The organism is Dyella acidisoli (assembly GCF_030160295.1).
Classification (GTDB): Bacteria; Pseudomonadota; Gammaproteobacteria; order Xanthomonadales; family Rhodanobacteraceae; genus Dyella_B; species Dyella_B acidisoli.
The window spans coordinates 416,145-434,254 of sequence record NZ_BSOB01000010.1 but is presented as its reverse complement, the minus strand read 5'-3'; the positions used below and the strand labels follow the sequence as shown (position 1 = coordinate 434,254).

Annotated in this window: 18 protein-coding genes, 1 tRNA gene and 1 other RNA gene; 10 read left to right on the top strand and 10 right to left on the bottom strand. The window is 58.7% G+C overall.

Annotated elements, in window-relative coordinates; all coding sequences use genetic code 11:
• The first annotated feature begins 81 nt into the window (after positions 1-81).
• Positions 82-1,032, top strand: a complete 951-nt coding sequence (locus QQJ86_RS06970; protein ID WP_284320184.1) for a bifunctional helix-turn-helix transcriptional regulator/GNAT family N-acetyltransferase — start codon at positions 82-84, stop codon at positions 1,030-1,032.
• 147 nt (positions 1,033-1,179) lie between these two features.
• On the opposite strand, the gene crp is transcribed toward QQJ86_RS06970, so the two are convergent.
• Complete coding sequence (gene crp / locus QQJ86_RS06965) at positions 1,180-1,875, bottom strand: cAMP-activated global transcriptional regulator CRP (RefSeq protein WP_423372887.1); 696 nt, start codon at positions 1,873-1,875, stop codon at positions 1,180-1,182.
• Between the two features lie 403 nt (positions 1,876-2,278).
• Here crp and speD point away from each other — a divergent pair, with 403 nt between their 5' ends.
• The gene (gene speD / locus QQJ86_RS06960; RefSeq protein WP_126685269.1) at positions 2,279-3,064 is read left to right on the top strand and encodes an adenosylmethionine decarboxylase; all 786 of its coding nucleotides are present in this window, start codon (positions 2,279-2,281) and stop codon (positions 3,062-3,064) included.
• 58 nt (positions 3,065-3,122) lie between these two features.
• Here speD and coq7 read toward each other — a convergent pair whose 3' ends face one another.
• Together coq7 and QQJ86_RS06950 are read right to left on the bottom strand one after the other, a co-directional pair.
• Positions 3,123-3,776, bottom strand: a complete 654-nt coding sequence (coq7, locus tag QQJ86_RS06955; RefSeq protein WP_423372888.1) for a 2-polyprenyl-3-methyl-6-methoxy-1,4-benzoquinone monooxygenase — start codon at positions 3,774-3,776, stop codon at positions 3,123-3,125.
• Positions 3,761-4,960 (bottom strand): (Fe-S)-binding protein, encoded by a 1,200-nt coding sequence (locus QQJ86_RS06950; RefSeq protein WP_284320469.1) that lies wholly within the window; start codon positions 4,958-4,960, stop codon positions 3,761-3,763. The genes coq7 and QQJ86_RS06950 overlap by 16 nt, the downstream gene beginning before the upstream one ends.
• A 134-nt stretch (positions 4,961-5,094) precedes the next feature.
• Between QQJ86_RS06950 and rplM the strand changes: the two genes are divergently transcribed.
• The 5 genes from rplM to QQJ86_RS06925 all read left to right on the top strand — a co-directional run bounded on the left by rplM (position 5,095) and on the right by QQJ86_RS06925 (position 10,479).
• On the top strand, positions 5,095-5,523 hold the full coding sequence (rplM, locus tag QQJ86_RS06945; RefSeq protein ID WP_284320182.1) for a 50S ribosomal protein L13: 429 nt from the start codon (positions 5,095-5,097) through the stop codon (positions 5,521-5,523).
• Between the two features lie 62 nt (positions 5,524-5,585).
• Positions 5,586-5,978: a 30S ribosomal protein S9 gene (rpsI, locus tag QQJ86_RS06940; RefSeq protein ID WP_284320181.1), complete on the top strand. Its 393-nt coding sequence runs from the start codon at positions 5,586-5,588 to the stop codon at positions 5,976-5,978.
• A 68-nt stretch (positions 5,979-6,046) separates the two neighbouring features.
• Positions 6,047-6,120 (top strand) — tRNA-Gln (locus QQJ86_RS06935).
• Between the two features lie 511 nt (positions 6,121-6,631).
• Positions 6,632-7,066: a hypothetical protein gene (locus tag QQJ86_RS06930; RefSeq protein ID WP_284320180.1), complete on the top strand. Its 435-nt coding sequence runs from the start codon at positions 6,632-6,634 to the stop codon at positions 7,064-7,066.
• Positions 7,067-7,602: 536 nt separating this feature from the next.
• On the top strand, positions 7,603-10,479 hold the full coding sequence (locus QQJ86_RS06925; RefSeq protein ID WP_284320179.1) for a TonB-dependent receptor domain-containing protein: 2,877 nt from the start codon (positions 7,603-7,605) through the stop codon (positions 10,477-10,479).
• Between the two features lie 72 nt (positions 10,480-10,551).
• Here the strand turns inward: QQJ86_RS06925 and QQJ86_RS06920 are convergent, their stop codons facing one another.
• The 7 genes from QQJ86_RS06920 to QQJ86_RS06890 all read right to left on the bottom strand — a co-directional run bounded on the left by QQJ86_RS06920 (position 10,552) and on the right by QQJ86_RS06890 (position 13,727).
• Positions 10,552-10,695: a hypothetical protein gene (locus tag QQJ86_RS06920; RefSeq protein WP_284320178.1), complete on the bottom strand. Its 144-nt coding sequence runs from the start codon at positions 10,693-10,695 to the stop codon at positions 10,552-10,554.
• Positions 10,696-10,722: 27 nt separating this feature from the next.
• Positions 10,723-11,364 carry a ribose-5-phosphate isomerase RpiA gene (gene rpiA, locus QQJ86_RS06915; RefSeq protein WP_284320177.1) on the bottom strand — a complete coding sequence of 214 codons (642 nt, stop codon included), beginning with the start codon at positions 11,362-11,364 and terminating at the stop codon, positions 10,723-10,725.
• A gap of 175 nt (positions 11,365-11,539) precedes the next feature.
• Positions 11,540-11,992, bottom strand: a complete 453-nt coding sequence (locus tag QQJ86_RS06910; RefSeq protein WP_284320176.1) for an EVE domain-containing protein — start codon at positions 11,990-11,992, stop codon at positions 11,540-11,542.
• Entirely contained in the window at positions 11,989-12,606 is a 618-nt protein-coding gene (locus tag QQJ86_RS06905) for a 5-formyltetrahydrofolate cyclo-ligase (protein ID WP_284320175.1), read from the bottom strand. Before QQJ86_RS06905 ends, QQJ86_RS06910 begins: the two co-directional genes overlap by 4 nt.
• 375 nt (positions 12,607-12,981) lie before the next feature.
• Positions 12,982-13,167, bottom strand: a non-coding RNA gene (gene ssrS / locus QQJ86_RS06900) — 6S RNA.
• 7 nt (positions 13,168-13,174) lie between these two features.
• A complete protein-coding gene (locus tag QQJ86_RS06895) occupies positions 13,175-13,510 on the bottom strand; it encodes a cell division protein ZapA (protein WP_284320174.1) in 336 nt (111 codons plus the stop codon).
• Complete coding sequence (locus QQJ86_RS06890) at positions 13,503-13,727, bottom strand: TIGR02449 family protein (RefSeq protein ID WP_284320173.1); 225 nt, start codon at positions 13,725-13,727, stop codon at positions 13,503-13,505. Before QQJ86_RS06890 ends, QQJ86_RS06895 begins: the two co-directional genes overlap by 8 nt.
• A gap of 100 nt (positions 13,728-13,827) precedes the next feature.
• Here QQJ86_RS06890 and QQJ86_RS06885 point away from each other — a divergent pair, with 100 nt between their 5' ends.
• The 3 genes from QQJ86_RS06885 (at position 13,828) to QQJ86_RS06875 (ending at position 18,021) form a co-directional block, all read left to right on the top strand.
• Complete coding sequence (locus QQJ86_RS06885; protein ID WP_284320172.1) at positions 13,828-14,391, top strand: UPF0149 family protein; 564 nt, start codon at positions 13,828-13,830, stop codon at positions 14,389-14,391.
• On the top strand, positions 14,349-15,698 hold the full coding sequence (locus tag QQJ86_RS06880; protein ID WP_423372890.1) for an aminopeptidase P N-terminal domain-containing protein: 1,350 nt from the start codon (positions 14,349-14,351) through the stop codon (positions 15,696-15,698). The genes QQJ86_RS06885 and QQJ86_RS06880 overlap by 43 nt, the downstream gene beginning before the upstream one ends.
• Positions 15,699-15,948: 250 nt before the next feature.
• Complete coding sequence (locus QQJ86_RS06875; protein WP_284320171.1) at positions 15,949-18,021, top strand: phosphocholine-specific phospholipase C; 2,073 nt, start codon at positions 15,949-15,951, stop codon at positions 18,019-18,021.
• The last annotated feature ends 89 nt before the right edge of the window (positions 18,022-18,110 follow it).

The following is an 18,110-nucleotide window of genomic DNA, read 5'->3' as shown; positions in this document are numbered from 1 at the left end:
GGCAGAGGGCCAAAGGGCTCTTGCAGGCGTTGTCTGGCGGAGATACGTTAGTGCTTACGTATTTTTAGGTGGACCGACAATATGTACTTGGCATCCCTCGGCAGACTGGCGCTTGGCAGTCGCCTCAAAGCGCTCAGCGATCATTTCTATGGCGCTGCTGACGCCGTGTACGAGACGCTCGGTGCCCGCATCGAATCGCGCTGGATGCCTGTGTTGCGCTATCTGTGGGATACAGGCCCCAGTTCCGTGACGGAGGTGGCCGATGCGATCGGTCAGACCCACTCGGCGGTAAGCCAGCTCACCGACAAGTTGGTGCGGGCCGGCATGGTGCGGCGCCGGCGCGATCCGGCGGATGGTCGCCGCACCGTCTTGGCGCTTACCGACAAAGCGCACGCATCGCTCGCCGAGCTCGGCCCGATCTGGTGCGCCGTGCGGCGCGGCGTAACGGCTTCGCTGGACGAACACGCCACACAGTTGCTGGATGCACTGGCGGCATGTGAGCGGGCCTTGCAGCAGCGCCCGGTCGTCGACGCAATTCTGGCGGAGCATGCCGCGATCATGGCCACGCCGCTCGAGATCGTGCCGTATACGCCGAAACTGCGCGAACACTTCTATCGCTTGAATGCGCAGTGGCTGGAGCGCTACTTCCGCATCGAGGACATCGATCGTGCGGTACTGAGTGATCCGGAACGCTACGTGCTGCAGTCGGGCGGTGCGATCTTTTTCGCACGCTTGGGCGAAGAGGTCATCGGCACCTGCGCGTTGTTGCAGGAGTCGCCCGGAGTGTTCGAGCTGACCAAGATGGGGGTGGACGAAACCTTCCGTGGCCTGGGCGCCGGAAAGCGCTTGCTCGACGCGTGCATCGCCGAGTTTCATCGGCGCAAGGGCAACGAGCTGTTCCTGGAATCCAACAGCCGCCTCAAGACGGCGTTGCGGATGTATGAGAAGGCGGGGTTCGTATTGCAGCCGACGACTCGCTCCGGCTCGCATTACGAGCGGGCGGATGTGTACATGATCTACAAGCCGCAATGATCTACTCCCTCTCCCCTTTGGGGAGAGGGTTTGGGTGAGGGGTGGTCTCGCCGTGAAGTGAAATCAAAGCGTGGTTCTTATGGAAGGTGAGGCAAGCCGTGGCCCCTCACCTCGATCCTCTCCCCGAAGGAGAGAGGAAGAAGAGCATTACCGCGTACCGCGCACCACGATGGTCTTACCCGACACATCGATCATGCCTTGCTCTTCCAGCTGCTTGAGCACGCGACCGACCATCTCGCGCGAGCAGCCAACGATGCGGCTGACTTCCTGACGGGAGATGCGGATCTGGGTGCCGTCGGGGTGGCTCATCGCATCCGGCTCCTGGCACAGGTCCAGCAGGGTGCGCGAGATGCGGTTGGTGACATCCATGAAGGCCATGCGGCTCACCTGGCGCGAGGTGCGCAACAGACGATGGGTGAGCTGTGCGCCGATCGCAAACAGGATCTTCGGGCATTCCTCGCGCAGCGGGCCTTCCATCAACTGGAACAGGCGTTCATAGCTGATCTCAGCCATCTCGCATGGGCTGCGGGTGCGCACCATCGACTCGCGTTGCGCCTGCTCGACGAACAAGCCCATCTCACCGATGAACTGGCCGCGGCTGATGTAGGCGAGGATCAGCTCTCGGCCCTGTTCGTCTTCCGTGCAGACGGCCAGCGAACCTTCGATGACGTAGTAGAGCGTGTTGGCCGGATCGCCCGGTCGGATGATGGCGGTCTTGCCCGGGTAGCGGCGGCGGTGGCAGAGCCCCAGGAAACGTTCCATGGAAGCCGGGTCTGGCGCAAAGCCGAGCGGAGCCTGTGAACGTTCGAAGGCCTGTTGTAACTGGTATTTCAGTTGCACCACAGAAGTTTTCCCCAAGCTGAGTTGGTCTCAAGGGCCGCGCCAAATCCCTGCGACCTCGTCCAAATGTAAACGCATCCCTATGCGACTTTCGCATTATGGCAAAGACATGTGAAGACGAGGGATGCGCCGATTGGCCTAAGCGTGCGCCAGTGCGCGTCAATCGTCCTGCCTTCGAACGGGTGAGGCTGTCCGCATGAGCGGATCGAAGTAGAAGCCGAAAGGTTCTGTTTTCATCCAAATTGCCGCATACTTCGCAGTCTTCCGGACGGCGGCTGCTTCTTTGCCATCGTCCGTACACAAGGGGCGTGCAGGATAAGGGTCCAGCACGCTTTTTCAATCAGCGGGGACCCTTGTAGCTAACCCGCCTCACCTGTCGGCCGTGACCCGGCCATGGAGTGTCGCCGTGGTGAAACCTCTCCCGCGCCTGCGCCTGCAGGGCTTCAACAACCTTACCAAAGCCCTGAGCTTCAATATTTACGACATCTGCTACGCAGTGTCGGAAGACCAGCGCCAGCGCTACATCGAGTACATCGACGAGCAGTACGACGCCGATCGTCTCACGCAGATCCTTACCGATGTGGCCGAGATCATCGGCGCGAACATCCTCAATGTAGCCCGTCAGGACTACGACCCGCAGGGTGCCTCCGTCACTATCCTCATCTCCGAGGAGCCGGTGGTGGAGAAGCTCGGCCGCGACACCATTTCGGATGCCGTGGTGGCCCATATGGACAAGAGCCACATCACTGTCCACACCTATCCGGAAACGCATCCGCACAACGGCATTGCCACCTTCCGCGCGGATATCGACGTGGCCACCTGCGGCGTCATCTCTCCGTTGAAGGCGCTGAACTACCTGATCGACAGCTTCGAGTCGGACATTGTGGTGTGCGATTACCGCGTGCGCGGATTCACGCGTGACGTGAAGGGCAAGAAGCACTTCATCGACCACAAGATCAACTCCGTGCAGGATTACCTGGCGCGCCACATCCGCCAGAAGTACGAGATGTTCGACGTGAACGTGTATCAGGAAAACATCTTCCACACCAAGATGCATATCAAGGACTTCGACCTTGATACGTATCTGTTCGAGGCGCATGCGGACGATCTCTCGTTCAAGGAACGGCAGAAGATCGAGCAACTGCTGCGTCGCGAGATTGAAGAGCTGTTCCACGGACGCAATCTGATGTGACGAAAAACCCGCCGAAAGGCGGGTTTTTTTATGCAATCTCGTCATCCCAGGTGTTCGCTCAAATCCGATAAGCGACCGTCTTCATCACCATTGACGTCGCATGCATCATTTGCGGAATCGGAAACGGTAATGCAATGCCGCCACGCTCCCGCGCATGCTGCGCATGCCGCACTTCATCCTCCTGCATTTGCTTCAGCACCACGCGCGAACGCTCGTCCTGCGCGGGCAGCTTGTCCATATGTTCGGCCAGATGCGCTTCCACCTGCTTTTCGGTCTCCACCACAAATCCCAGGCTGACCTTGTCGCCTGCCAGTGCGGCCAGTGCGCCGATGGCGTAGCTGCCCGCATACCACAGCGGGTTAAGCAGGCTGGGTTGGCTTTCCAGTTCGTGCAGGCGCTCGGCGCACCAGGCGAGGTGGTCAGTTTCCTCAGCGGCGGCTTCCTGTAGATGCGCGCGGTTTTCTTCTTTGCGCGCCAGTGCAGCTTGCCCGTCGTACAGCGCTTGTGCACACACCTCGCCAGTGTGATTCACGCGCATCAGGCCCGCAGCATGGCGGCGTTCCTTGTCGTCCAACTCAGCTTCGGTGGCGTGGTGCGATGGGGAGGGGCGATGGGCTTCCGGGGTGCCGGCGACGGTTTCAAGCGCACGCTCGATGCCGGCGAGCAGTCGATCGAGCGGGGTAAGCATACGTACGTTCATGACGGTATCCATTGCTGCGCGAGCAGGGTCAGCGGGTGCAACGTCGGCAGGTTGGATGAGCGCTCGTCCAGTCCTGCCGCAAGGTGCAGACGACAACCGATATTGGACGACAGAAGCCATCGCACATCCAGCGTTTCTACGTGAGACAAAACGCCTTCTCTCAACCGCGCAGCGCGTTCGGGGAACTGCAGCACATGGCTGCCCGCCGAACCGCAGCAGTAGGGCGGTGTGGGCAGGCGTTTCAGTTCCAGCTGAGGAATCCGTTGCAGCAACTGCGTAAGCGTCGCATCGCTACGTGCCACATTGGCTTGCGTGCACGGTACGTGCAGTGCGACGCGAGCGGGCAGGGGGTGGAATTGCAGTCTATCGATGCGCTCAGCCAGCAGGCGATACGGATCGTCCACGCGGACGTCTGGCAAGGCCTGGCGCAAAGTGCTCAGGCAGCCGGTCGTTACCGTAATCAGATGATCCGCGCTGACATCCGCCCATACTTGCCGAACGCGGGCGGCGGCAGTCTCGGCGTTGCGGGTGGCGCCATCGTGCAGATCCAAGGCACCGCAACAGAGCGCGGGCAGACGGACCACTCGATAACCCGCTGCAGTCAAAAGCATCTCGGCAGCGCGCTCAGCTTCTGCATCCTGCACACTTGCCGTGCATCCTGGAAAAAGGGCGACCGTACCTCCTTCTCCGCCTGTTGCTGGAGGGCGGGGGTGTTTGAGCTTGTCTTGGGCGCGACGAACTTGGTCTTGGTTTCGCGGCAATAAGGACAGTGCCTCTCTCCAGCGACCAGGCAATACCCTTCCAAGCCAATGCTTAGCTCGTGTCCAGCGGGCCAAGTCCTGGAGCCGGTGGTTCAGCGCCGGCCTTTTCACCACCTCAAGCAACAAGCCAGGCCGTTCCGGTGCCGGCCCAAGGAGGGCTCGGGTCTCCACGAGTAGCTCCTCATATTTAACGCCCGCCGGACAAACCCGCTCGCAGCTCAGGCAGCCCAAGCAGTGATCCAGTGGCGTGCGCAGCTCCGGGGTAGGGGGAAACTGCCCTCGAGCCAGTGCTGCTGCGATGGCAATCCGCCCTCTTGGGGATTCGGCTTCATTGCCGTCCAGGGCGTAAGTGGGGCAAACGGGCAGGCACAGGCCGCATTGCACACATTGGTCGGCCAGCACGGCGATGCGGTGGCGGGGGTTCTCAAGGGGCATGCCGTTCATGCTATCATTCGCGACTCGCAACCCCACCGTGGGCTTGCGCGATAGATGAAAGCTTCGCTATCATCTCGCGCCTTTATTCACCGATTCCGCTTACCGCCCTATTGGCGGCAGACAGGTATTCCGAAATGAAAACGTTCAGCGCCAAGCCGGAAAGCGTCAAGCGCGACTGGTACGTGGTTGATGCCACGGACAAGACGCTCGGTCGCCTCTCGACCGAGATCGCGCGTCGCTTGCGCGGCAAGCACAAGCCCGAGTTCACCCCTCACGTGGATACCGGCGATTACATCGTCGTGATCAATGCTGAGAAGGTGGCTGTCACCGGCGCCAAGCTGGACGACAAGATGTATCACCGCTTCACCGGTTACGTCGGCAACCTCAAGACCACCAGTCTGAAGGATCTGCTGGCGACCTACCCCGAGCGCGTCATCGAGATCGCCGTGAAGGGCATGCTGCCGAAGAACCCGCTGGGCCGCGAAATGTATCGCAAGCTCAAGGTGTACGGCGGCGCCGAACATCCGCATACCGCCCAGCAGCCGAAGGCGCTGGAACTGTAATGCGATTCCTTCGCAAGAGCCCGCACATCCTTGTGCGGACTTTTAAATAAGAGCAAATCATCATGGCGATTCAACAGAATTACGGCACCGGCCGTCGCAAGACCTCCGCAGCTCGCGTGTTCCTGCGCAAGGGCAACGGCCAGATCGAAGTGAACGGCAAGAGCCTTGACGAGTTCTTCGGCCGCGAAACCTCGCGCATGATCGTGCGCCAGCCGCTCGAACTCACCCAAAGCAGCGACAAGTTCGACATCAAGGTCACGGTTGCTGGCGGCGGCATCACCGGTCAGGCCGGCGCAATCCGCCTCGGCATCGCCCGCGCCCTGATCGAGTACGACGAAAGCCTGAAGTCGCAGCTGCGCAAGGCCGGCTTCGTGACCCGCGACGCCCGCGAAGTCGAGCGTAAGAAGGTCGGTCTGCACAAGGCACGTCGCGCCACCCAGTTCTCGAAGCGCTAATCCTCGCAAGAGGCAACGCTTCGACCGCCCGGTGCATCAAGTCAGAGCGCACCGCGCGGCTCCGGTATTGGGAGATCGTCTAACGGTAGGACAACGGACTCTGACTCCGTTTATCTAGGTTCGAATCCTAGTCTCCCAGCCAAAAACAAAAAGCCCGCCCATGTGGCGGGCTTTTTGTTTTTTGGCTGGGAGGGTCAGGGAGGCGAGCCGCGTTCGACAAATTTGTCTGGAACAAATTTGGACAGCGCCTAAGCGCTGGCCCCGGAGTGCGTAGCGCGGAGGGGTGAGCCCCATGGATGGGGCGAACAATCCTAGCCTGCACGATTACGGCAACACCCATTGAAGGTGACTTTTTACACGTGGCTGTGAGGCATCTCGGACCCAAATTTCCATACCTCACTCTTCAGGCTACCGGTTGCGCCGAGGTCGGCTTCAGCACCCAAGCCTCATATAAGACGGTGGCATGCAACGAAGCAACATCGCCTATGCTGAGGTCGCCGATCGGATGAATTCGCATCAGGCTCGTATGAGCAGCCGTTCTTTCTTGGCAGTGAATGATCAAATGCATCCCAGTCCGTCCACCAGATGCTAATGCCCGGACTTGAAGTTGGTTTGGCGTACGGGGTGTCCGCTCCTGCGCGATAGGTGCTGCTTTGAACTCATGGAACCGCTTCAAGGTTATTGAGAAAGTCAGATTCGCAGCCGACGAGCTTGGCTCGTCGAATCCGCAGCAGCTGAGGCAGCTTATCCTTAGCTGTAGCGACGCACCTGAAAGAGAGGTTTATTTCGGCCTCTTATCGTTCTTTTATGATTCGCAGTTAAAGCAAAATCACTACGAACGACAGAAATTGGCGGGCACCATACTGCTAAGCGTGACACCTTCATCTCCCTTGTCGCTGGACGCATCGGTATATGCGCCGGCTCAACACTGGAACCTAAGCGTCAGAGAACTTCCTTCGTATTGGTGTAGAACATTCGGCCAGGCAGAGGTCCTGACATTTTTGGCTGAACTGGTCGGTAGTTGTAGCGAAGGCGAGCTAAAGCGCAGTGTCGAGACCATGCTGTTCTGGTCGCGGCGCTATGAGTAGGACTGTACCCGACAAGTTGTCGCGGACGGCTTAATAGTCGAGCCGACGACACCGTGCTTACTCTTGAGGCGAATCGCCATTGAAGTAGGCGTGCAACAGCCCATGCATAAGTTGATCGAGGTCTTTTCGATGAGCGAGCGGATGTGGATGAAGTCCGCGCAAGCAGTAAGGAATTCGAGGTTTATAAGGCCGATTTACTTATAAACGTATAGCGAAGAAAAATCCCTACCTTCATTTTCGCAAAACGCTTGCTTGTTACAAAAAATCATAATTGCACGCATTTATTAGCAAATATTCCTGACTTTTTGCGTCCTAAGCATTTGTGAAATTTTTACATCTCTTGTAAACATGATTGCAGCACGAACCTGCTAGGGCGCTTCTCTGGTTCGTGACGTCGGTTCGTGACATCGAGCTGGAAATGGGGAGTATCGGGGCGTGCTTATGCCTATCTGGCACGTCTTCGTCTGGGGAATAGGACGTTTTCCGCTGGGAAACGGGCGTCCTTCGCGTAACTTGATCGGAGCTAGGGGAATTCAATGTTGAAGTCGAAACTTGCCGCAGCCGTTGTGGCTACTTTGGCGTTCGGTTGCGCGAACGCTTATGCGGGCAATGCCCAATCTGGCGATTCAACCAATGCGACGCAGGATGCACAGTCCAGCAGTCAGCCAGCGTCCAGCGCATCAGCGGACAACACAAGTAACAAAGCCAAAAAGCTGGAAACGATTAATGTCACCGGCTCGCTGATTCCACAGACTGTGGTTGAAACAAGCAAGCCTGTCATCACGATCACAGCTCAGCAGTTGAAGGATCGCGGCTTTACCAGCGTTGCCGATGCGCTGCAGGCAGGTACCTTCGCAACCGGCAGTGTGCAGGGCCCGAATAACTCGGGTGGTTTCACCCAAACCGCGAAGACGCTCAGTTTCTTTGGCCTTGATCCTAGCTACACCAAGTACCTGATCGATGGTTTGCCGATGGGAGACTTCCCTGCGCTCTATAACGGCAGCGAAGCGTTCAATAATTTGGCCAGTATTCCGATCGAGATGATCGATCACATCGACATTCTGCCGGGTGGTCAGTCGTCCATCTATGGTTCGGATGCCATCGCCGGTGTTATCAACATCGTGCTGAAAAAAACGATTGACGCTCCTGTTGTCGATGCGCGCTTCGGTTGGCACACGGGTGGCGGTGGTGCCGATCGGCGCTTGTATGTGGCCGATGGTTTCAAATGGGGCAACCTCAACTTTGTTGGAGGTCTCCAGGTTGAGAGCATTGAGCCGATTTGGGGCTTCGATCGTAGCTTGACCCGTCAATACTTTACGCAGGGCACCACGCCCCCCACTGCGTCGCGCGACTATCTTGTGCTGAGCGAAACACAACTAGTGAACGCGTACTACAGTCCTAATCAGTTGAATCCGGGCATTGGATGCTCGGCCGTTACGGGCCAATTCGGCGGCACGGAGCAGCTTCAGAATCGCTTGAATCACGGCCAATATTGTGGTTCGCAATACAGTGCGGGTGACGTCACCGAAACCAATAAACAAAATACGGTGAACCTTTATACGCACGCAACGTATGATCTGAATAGCAATGTGCAGCTCTACCAGACCTTGCTGTACACCTATGACCAACAGAAACTCACGGCAGGTTCCAGCTTCCTATTCTGGGAAAGCCCCATCTACTACGATTCCAACCTGCAAGACTATGTCCTGGCCCAGCATGCATTTAGCCCGGAAGAAGCCGGCGGTTTCCAGCACATTCTGGATAACAACGTCGAAAACTCGGTGTACCTGAGCCTGGGCGCGAAGGGTGGTTTCGGCCAATCGAACTGGGACTATGACCTGACCTTCAATCATTCCGAAGATCATCTGCAGGAGCGTAGCTTCCAGCGCTGGACTAACCAGATCAACAACTATTTCGCGAACATCCTCGGCCCAAATTCGGGGCCTGATCCAAATGGGTACCCCATCTACGCGCCAAATTACCAAGCCTTCTTCACGCCTGTTCCGAATTCAGCATTCCGCGGATTTACTGGTTTCACCGAGACATATGCCAAGACCTGGGACAACATGCTCCGTGGCCAGGTCACCAATGCATCGCTGTTCTCTCTACCCGGTGGCGACGCTGGTGTAGCTGCTGTGATCGAGGGTGGTAATCAGGGGTGGAACTACTCACCTGATCCGCGCACGCTCAACGGCCAGACGTATGAGTTTACCGATGTATCGGGCGCGGGCCACCGCTCGCGTTATGCAGGAACGATCGAATTCAGCGCACCGCTCTTCAAGATGCTTTCTGTGGACATGTCCGGTCGTTACGACGGTTATAACGTCGCTGGCGGCACCGTGAGCCACGCGACTTACAACCTCGGTGTCGAATTTCGTCCGTTTGGTGATCTTCTGTTGCTGCGTGGCTCCTATGGCACGGCTTTCAAGGCTCCGACTTTGCCGGATGAGTTCCAGGGACCGAGCGGCTACTACAGTAGCGTGGTCGACTACTACAACTGTGCAAAGCTGGGTTACGCCGGCGGCAATATTGCCAATTGCCCGGGACAGCTGAGTGGCGAACAATTCTTTGGTCAGCAATCGGGTAACCCGAAGCTGCAGCCAATCGTCGCCAAGACGTTTAATTTGGGCTTCGTGGTGTCGCCTTTCGAAGGCTTCAGTCTGAAGTCGGATTATTACCACTACAACATTCGTAACGAAGTTCAGGCGCAAAGTTCTGACTTCCTGGCACAGACCGAAAGCAATTGCCGTTTGGGCATTTTTGATGTCAATTCGCCAACCTGCCAAGACGCATTGTCCAAGGTGATTCGTTCGGGCACTCCGTTAGCACCAGGACTGTTGCCCCCAATCACCGAGATCCTTACGCCAAAGGTCAACGTAGCGCGTGAATATCTGAATGCGGTAATCACTGAGGCCAACTATAGCCACGATATTGGCCCCTACGGCAACGTCAACGTGAAGACGTCCTGGAGCGACATCCTGACGCATAGGCAACAACTGTTGCCGAACGATCCGTTCATCAATCTATTGCGCGAGCCGTATTACAGCACGGAGTTCAAGAGCAGGGTCGATGGTTCGGTGGGCTGGCTGTCGCCAACGCAAACATGGGGTATGACGGTCTACGGTATTCGTGATGGTGCATCGCCAAACTATCTGGCTACTGTCGCAAACAATTACTACGCGCCAGGTGCGGGCAAGCTGGCTCCGTGGATCCGCTACAACCTTACCTTCAGCTACAGCCCGATCAAGAGCCTGGCGCTCACGCTCGATGTCATCAACGTCTTCAACAAGATGCCGCCGCTTGACCGCAGCTACCCTGGTACGACATCACAGCCGTTCAACCAGCTGAACTATGACGTCGATGGTCGCGAGTTCTTTGTAGAAGCGACCTATAAGTTCGGCAACGCGAAGTAGGCAAGAGCTCACGCAGAAAGAAAAAGCCCCGCTAATTAGCGGGGCTTTTTTATGGCGTGACGCAGCAGTAACTCAGTGCGCCGCCCAATACAAATACGCCAATGCGGCAATGGTGGCCAATAACTTCAGCGGCCAAGGCAGTGCACGCATGATCTGGTAAATGCCTGCGCGCTCGATATTGCGCGCTACGTCACGTGTAACGTCGTCTTTTTTCACCAATGAACTTCCTTCAGGCAGCAATCGTTACATCAATTTGTCGCCGATCAACACCACGTCCGCTGGGCGTCGCGCGAACAAGCCAACAGTGACGATGCCCGGAATCTGATTCAGCTCGGTTTCCAACGCAACGGGGTCGGCGATCTGCCAGCCGTGCACGTCGATTACCCAGTTGCCGTTGTCGGTGACGACGCCATCGCGCCACACCGGGTTGCCGCCACGTTTGACGATCTCGCGGCCGACCAAGCTGCGGGCCATGGGGATCACTTCGATCGGCAGCGGGAATTTGCCGAGGATGTTCACGCGCTTGCTGGCATCGATGATGCATACGAACTTCTGCGCAGCTTCCGCGATAATTTTTTCGCGGGTGAGCGCCGCACCGCCGCCTTTGATGAGTCGCTTGTGCGGATCACATTCGTCAGCGCCATCGACATACAACGCCAGCGGGCCGGTGGCGTTGAGGTCGAACACGGGGATGCCGTGTTTCTTGAGTTGCGCGGTGGATTGTTCCGAGCTGGAAACAGCGCCCTGGATGCGATCCTTGATGTGCGCGAGGGCATCGATGAAGTGGGCGACCGTGGAGCCGGTGCCAACGCCTACGACGGCGCCGTCTTCAACGTATTTGATCGCTGCTTCACCGGCGAGGCGCTTTTCTTCGTTGTTGCTCATGCGAATGTCCTGAGAGGCCGAAAGAGAAATGATCGGTGATTTGTGGGCTGCCTGCATCTTGCGGTGCTGCAAGGTGATGCCGCTCTGCGCTGAAGTCGCGCAGCTTGGGTTTCTCGCGAGATTGGCCCCTCACCCCAACCCTCTCCCCGGATGGGAGAGGGAGTCTGCGCGTGAGCTATTCCAGCCCTAGGATGTATTTCCATTCCGCCGCGTCTACCGGCATCACCGACAGGCGATTGCCTTTGCGCAGCAGCGTCATTTCGGCGATCTTCGGATGGCTTTTCAATTCGTCCAGCGTGATGACGCGTCCGAGCTTCTTTACGAACTTCACGTCCACCAGCATCCACCGAGGGTTGTCGCGTGAGCTGGCGGCGTCGAAATATTTGCTCTTGGGATCGAACTGGGAGGGATCGGGGTACGCGTCGCTGGCTACTTCCGCGATGCCTGCAATGCCGGGTTCTGCACAATTGGAGTGATAGAAGAACACGCCATCACCTACGCGCATGTCGTCGCGCATGAAATTGCGTGCCTGGTAGTTGCGTACACCGTCCCAGGCCTCGCGTTTCTTGCGCTTGAGGTCGTCGATGGAAAACGTGTCGGGCTCGGATTTCATCAGCCAATATTTCATGCGTTCAGGTCTCCTGACGTGTTGGCGCGGCAGTCGATAAGTTCGCGATCGGTAGCGATGAAGTCCAGCGATATGTCCCAGCGTTCAGGAGCGATTTCTGGCAACTCCTGGAAATCGTAGGCAATGCCCACAAGCAAGGGCTCGGTCGGGCGCAGCTGATCTTTCAGGAAGGCGAAGCTTCGATCGTAGTAGCCACCGCCGTAGCCCAGGCGATTGCCGTGGCGGTCGAAGGCGAGCAGGGGCACGAACACCAGGTCGAGTTGGAATGGGGCGAACCATTCGCGCGGTGTGACCGGTTCGGGGATGCCGAAGCGGTTGGGTTGCACCGGATCACCTGCCGACCAGGGCGCGAAGCGTAAGAGGTTGTCCTGGCCGATCAGGGGCAGCAGGAACTGCTGGCCGCGCGTGGCTAGCGGTGGAATCACCAGGTTGAGTGGCAACTCGCCGTCGCAGGCCCAGTAGCCGGCAACACGCGTGTCCGTATGGTATTCGGGCAGGTGCTCCAGGCTGCGCCGAAGGCCCTGTGCGGCGGCGATGCGCTGGGGAGGGGTGAGGGCGCGGCGGCGTTCTGCCAAGCGCTGGCGTAGTTCACGACGTCGTGCGGCGGTGTCCACGTCGCGCGTCTCCCATGGGGTGCTCTGATCCATTCTGCGTAGGCGTCACCAGCCGTGTCTGTTCGCAGGCCATAGGGCCATCGGCAAAGGCAGACTGGCCGTCTGTCGAGACGATGGACCGAAGGCATGGGGACAGACACGGCTGGCCCCCGCGCATTGAATTGAAATGACGGGGTGATGTCCAGAAGGCTCGCAGGCTGCGTCGCGCGGCTTGAAAAGACGGCCAGTCTTCTCTGCGCCGCGCAACACACCCTGCAAGCCTTCTGGACATCATGCCGCCTACACAGAATGGGTCAGATCACCCCTTGGGGGCTTGGCTCAGTGCCCCGCTGACCGAACGCCGCGCTGGGCGGCGTCCGGGCTGGGAATGGGGTGGCGTCAACCGCGATGCCGCTGCCCACCAAACGACCTTGATCCAATGGGATCAGGTGGGAGGGATATTAAGGCTTCAAGGCTTTCCGCTCGCGGCGGACTTGCGCAACAACCTTAAGTAACCGACCCGGGTCGTATATAGGAACAAGGCAATATGTAAGAGTGTGCTGGCGCACACCGCAGAAAACGCCGAGGACTATTTTAGTTGCGCATCGAGTGCGGCTTCAAGCTTGCGGCGCAATGCAGCCAGTCCATCGACAAGATCGGGTTCAGCACCGCTGTGATCTGCGGTGTTGGCACGCTTTTGCAATTGCAGGTATTCGTGCGTGATGCTGATCGCCGCGAGGACTGCCAAGCGGTCGAAGCCCGGCGTTTTGGCGTGCGAGCGCAACTCGCGCATCTTGCGATCGAGAAAGCTCGCCGCTTCCAGCAAGCCGTCGCGTTCTTCCGGCGGACAGGCAATCAGGAATTCACGATCGATCAGGCGCAGCGAAACGGGTTCGTTGGTGGACATGCTGATGACGTCAGCCATTGTTCTCGAGCGCCTTGAGTCGTTGAATCATCGCTTCGACCCGGCTTCGCGCCTGTTCATTGCGTGCCAGCAGATTTGCGCGTTCGCTCGCCAGTTGTTCCTGACTATGGCGCAAGCTGCGGTTTTCTTCGCTCAAGCGATGAACGTATTCGAGCAACCGGTCAAGCTGCTGATTCAGCGCGGCAAGCTCGTACCGGGCGGCGTCGGGTGTCTTCATGAGCCAAACTATATCAGGACATTGTGCGAAATCTGTGGGCCGGATCGCCTATGCACTGTGGTGCACTAAACTTGCGCCTCCAAGGTTAACGGAGATCGAGATGACCGCCCCCGAGCCCATCGGTTACGACGAACTGGACGATGTCGTTGTGAGCCTGCGATTGTCCATTCCCGCCAGTGAGTTACATGGTTCCCTGTGCGGCTTCCTGGCAGCAAGCGGCAGGCCGGGCAAGCGATCCGTGCTGAACGCCTTGCATCTCGAAGCGGGTAGCGACCGCGTGTCCGAAAGGGACCAGTCTCTGCTGGACCAATTGGTCAGCCAAAGCGAGCAAGAACTGGGGGACCCTGAACTTGGCTTCGAACCCCTGGTGCCAGCGGACGATCGCCCCTTGCCGGAACGTGCCGACGCATTGGTGGATTGGTGTCGCGGCTTTTTAGGCGGTTTCGGCCTGGGCGGTCCGGATGCGCACAAACGGCTATCTGACGAGGGCAAGGAAATCCTGGGCGATCTCGGTGCGATTGCTTCTTCGACGCTCGATTTCACCAACGAAGACGAAGATGAAGACGCCTTGATCGAAGTGCACGAATTCGTGCGCATGGGCGCCATGCTGGTGTTCACGGAGTGTCACATTCCCAACCCGTCTTCCAGCGGCACGTTGCATTGAATATCGCTTCCGAGGAATTTGCGCGGCGTCGCCGCCAATTGATGAAGATGGCCAGGGAAGACGCAGTGGTGTTGATCGCCACCGCGCCCGAACGTATGCGCAATGCCGATGCCGCATGGCCGTATCGTCAGGATTCGGATTTCCATTACCTGAGCGGCTTTCCCGAGCCCGACGCGGTGCTTGCGTTGCTGCCGGGCCGCCAGCATGGCGAAATGGTGCTGTTCTGCCGCGAGCGCGATCCGGAACGCGAGCGCTGGCATGGCGAATTCATCGGCACCGAGCGCGCCGTGGCCGATTACGGCATGGATGATGCGTTCCCCATTGACGACATCGACGACATCCTGCCGGGCATGATCGAAGGCCGTGCGCGGGTCTATTGCCATTTCGGCCGTGAGCCGCAATTCGACGCGCAACTGCTCGGCTGGATGCGCCGGTTGCGGCAATTGCGCGGCGGCGGCGTGGTGCCGAAAGAATTCGTGGCGCTTGGTCATCTGCTGCACGATCTGCGTTTGTACAAATCACGCGCGGAGCTGAAGTTGATGCGCGCCTCGGCCGCCATTGCTGCGGAAGCGCATCTGGCCGGTATGGCGATGGCGCGCGCCGGCCGGCATGAATATGAAGTGGAAGCAGAACTGCTGCGCATCATGCGTAGTCGCGGTGCGGTGGCGGCGTTTCCGCCCATCGTGGCCGGCGGTGTAAACGCCTGCACCATGCATTATCAAGCCAATCGCGCACCGCTCAGGCAAGGCGATCTGTTACTGATCGACGCTGGTGCGGAGCTGGAATGTTACGCGTCCGATATCAGCCGCAGCTTTCCCATTAGCGGACGCTTCAATCGCGAACAGCGCGCGCTGTACGAAATCGTGCTGACGGCGCAGCACGCTGCAATCGATGAAGTGAAGCCAGGGCGTTCCTACAGCACCGCGCACGATGTGGCCGTGCATGTGATCACTGAGGGTCTGTGTGCACTCGGCCTGCTCAAGGGCGATCCAGTCGAAGCCATCGCGCAAGGCAGCTACAAACGTTTCTTCCCCGCCAAGACCAGTCACTGGTTGGGCCTTGATGTGCACGACGTAGGTGATTATCGCGTCGATGGCGAACCGCGCATGCTGGAGCCGGGCATGGTGCTTACGGTTGAGCCTGGCATTTACATCGCGCCGGACGACATGTCCGTGCCTGAAGCATGGCGCGGCATCGGTATTCGTATCGAAGACGATGTAGCGGTGACGCGCGATGGCAATGAGGTGCTGACGGTGGATGTGCCGAAGGAGCCGGAGGAGATTGAGGCTCTGTTGGCGGGACGGTAAGCCTCGGTACTGATGCCAGCTTCCCCTCATCGTCATTCCGGTCTTCGCCAGAATGACGACAAGGCAAGGTCACACATCACCGAAAACGCCGTTACGTTGGCAACGCGTGAAAGATTCGTCGCCGTACCTTTCGCAAACACTGTGATTACCCACTCGATTCGCCAACCAGTCCCACGGATGTCGCACGCCTGCAACGTTCTCCACGCAGCATCGCGCGGCATCATTCACGCGCGAAACAAAGGGATTCAGCATGACCTCAATGAGCCGCCGCCGATTCCTGCAGCTACTGGGCAGCACCACGCTGGCCTCGATGCTCCCCGCCAGCATTACGCGCGCACTGGAAATTCCCGCGCATCGCCGAACGGGCACGATCGAGGACGTTGAGCACATCGTGATCCTGATGCAGGAAAACCGCTCCTTCGATCACTACTTTGGATCGTTGAAGGGCGTGCGCGGCTTCGGTGACCCTCGCCCGGTGAATCTGTCGTCTGGCAACTCGGTGTGGTACCAGCCCGACGGTTCGGGTTATGTGCTGCCGTTCCACCCCACTGCGCCGGATCTGGGGCTGCAGTTCCTGGAAGACCTCGCACACGATTGGACCAGCACGCACAGCGCATGGAACGCAGGCCAGTACGATCAATGGGTGCCGACCAAGGGCACTACGACGATGGCGTACCTCACGCGCGAAGACATTCCCTACCACTACGCGCTCGCCGACGCGTTCACAGTGTGCGATGCGTATCACTGCTCCGTGTTGGGCCCTACCGATCCGAACCGCTACTACATGTGGACCGGTTGGGTGGGTAACGACGGCACTGGTGGCGGTCCGGTAATCGACAACGCTGAAGCCGGCTATGGCTGGTCCACCTATCCGGAAGTGCTGCAGGACGCCGGCATCTCTTGGAAGATCTACCAAGACGCTGGCACGGGCCTGGATGCAGCCGGATTCTGGGGTTGGACCGACGATGCCTACATCGGCAATTACGGCGACAACTCGCTGCTGTACTTCAACCAATATCGGAATGCGCAGCCCAACAGTCCGCTGTATCAGGGCGCGCGCACTGGCACGAATATCTCTGCCGGCGGTGGTTTGTTCGATCAGCTGCGCAGCGATGTACTTGCCAACAAATTGCCTCAGGTGTCGTGGATCGCGGCGCCGGAAGCGTATACCGAGCATCCGAACTGGCCGGCGAACTATGGCGCTTGGTATGTCTCGCAGGTGCTGGATGCGTTGACCAGCAATCCGGACGTTTTCAGTAAGACCGTGCTTTTCATTACCTACGATGAAAATGACGGCTTCTTCGATCACGCCGTGCCACCATGCGTGCCGCCTTCCGATGCGCATGGGCAGTCGACCGTTTCGACCGCCAACGAAATCTTTCCGGGCAACATCTATTACCCGGCCGGTCCGTATGGCCTGGGGCCGCGCGTGCCGATGATCGTGGTATCGCCGTGGAGCAAGGGTGGCTTTGTCTGCTCGGAGGTGTTTGATCACACCTCGATCATTCAATTCATTGAGAAACGCTACGGGTTGCCCGAACCGAACATCACTGCATGGCGTCGTGCAGTGTGCGGTGACCTGACTTCGGCTTTCGACTTCGCCAAGCCCAATGGTGCGCAGGTGCCGCTGCCGAACACGCAGGCCTATGTGCCGCCGGACAATCTGCGTCACCCCGATTATTCGCCCATGCCGCCCACGAATCAGGCGTTGCCGGTGCAGGAGCAAGGCGTGAAGCCAGCGCGTGCACTGCCTTACGACTTGCAGGCGCACGGTCATTGGGAAGATGGAAACTTGCGCATCGATTTCCACAACGAAGGCCGCGCAGGTGCCTGCTTCCATGTGCGTTCGGCCGGAACATCCAGCGGCCCGTGGTTCTATACCGTCGAAGCGGAAAAGTCGCTTTCTGCCACATGGCCGATCCAGGGTGCCTACGAATTGCACGCCTATGGGCCGAACGGCTTCGTCCGCAGCTTCAAGGGCGATAGTGCCTCGCGCAAGACGGTATTGCAGATCGCCAGCCGCTACGAACGCGAACATGCCCGCATTGTGCTGATGCTGGCGAACGATGGCCGCGACTATTGCAACGTCTCGGTCGAGAACCTCTACAACGGCGAGTCCGTCACCTATCTGCTGAAGCCGGGCGAGCACGCGGAGAAGCCCTGGCATCTCGGTGACAGCTACGGCTGGTACGACCTGATCGTGCGAGCTGACGCGGAAGCGGGTTTCGTGCAACGTCTGGCCGGGCACGTGGAGGCGGGCGAGGCGAGCGTGACCGATCCGGCAATTGGGCAAGCGCGTTGGTTGAACTACCAGAAACTTTGATTTTCGACGCAATGGTCCCCTCCCCTACGTGTAGTAGGGGATGGTTAGGGTGGGGTGAAGCAACCTCGCGACGAATGCAAATTGCGCAG

Bases quoted from the DNA above. Each gene is read 5' to 3' on its own strand.
- QQJ86_RS06970 (WP_284320184.1), top strand. From the start codon at position 82: ATGTACTTGGCATCCCTCGGCAGACTGGCGCTTGGCAGTCGCCTCAAA.
- coq7 (WP_423372888.1), bottom strand. From the start codon at position 3,776: ATGGATACCGTCATGAACGTACGTATGCTTACCCCGCTCGATCGACTG.
- QQJ86_RS06950 (WP_284320469.1), bottom strand. From the start codon at position 4,960: ATGCCCCTTGAGAACCCCCGCCACCGCATCGCCGTGCTGGCCGACCAA.
- rplM (WP_284320182.1), top strand. From the start codon at position 5,095: ATGAAAACGTTCAGCGCCAAGCCGGAAAGCGTCAAGCGCGACTGGTAC.
- rpsI (WP_284320181.1), top strand. From the start codon at position 5,586: ATGGCGATTCAACAGAATTACGGCACCGGCCGTCGCAAGACCTCCGCA.
- QQJ86_RS06925 (WP_284320179.1), top strand. From the start codon at position 7,603: ATGTTGAAGTCGAAACTTGCCGCAGCCGTTGTGGCTACTTTGGCGTTC.
- rpiA (WP_284320177.1), bottom strand. From the start codon at position 11,364: ATGAGCAACAACGAAGAAAAGCGCCTCGCCGGTGAAGCAGCGATCAAA.
- QQJ86_RS06910 (WP_284320176.1), bottom strand. From the start codon at position 11,992: ATGAAATATTGGCTGATGAAATCCGAGCCCGACACGTTTTCCATCGAC.
- QQJ86_RS06895 (WP_284320174.1), bottom strand. From the start codon at position 13,510: ATGGCTGACGTCATCAGCATGTCCACCAACGAACCCGTTTCGCTGCGC.
- QQJ86_RS06890 (WP_284320173.1), bottom strand. From the start codon at position 13,727: ATGAAGACACCCGACGCCGCCCGGTACGAGCTTGCCGCGCTGAATCAG.
- QQJ86_RS06885 (WP_284320172.1), top strand. From the start codon at position 13,828: ATGACCGCCCCCGAGCCCATCGGTTACGACGAACTGGACGATGTCGTT.
- QQJ86_RS06875 (WP_284320171.1), top strand. From the start codon at position 15,949: ATGACCTCAATGAGCCGCCGCCGATTCCTGCAGCTACTGGGCAGCACC.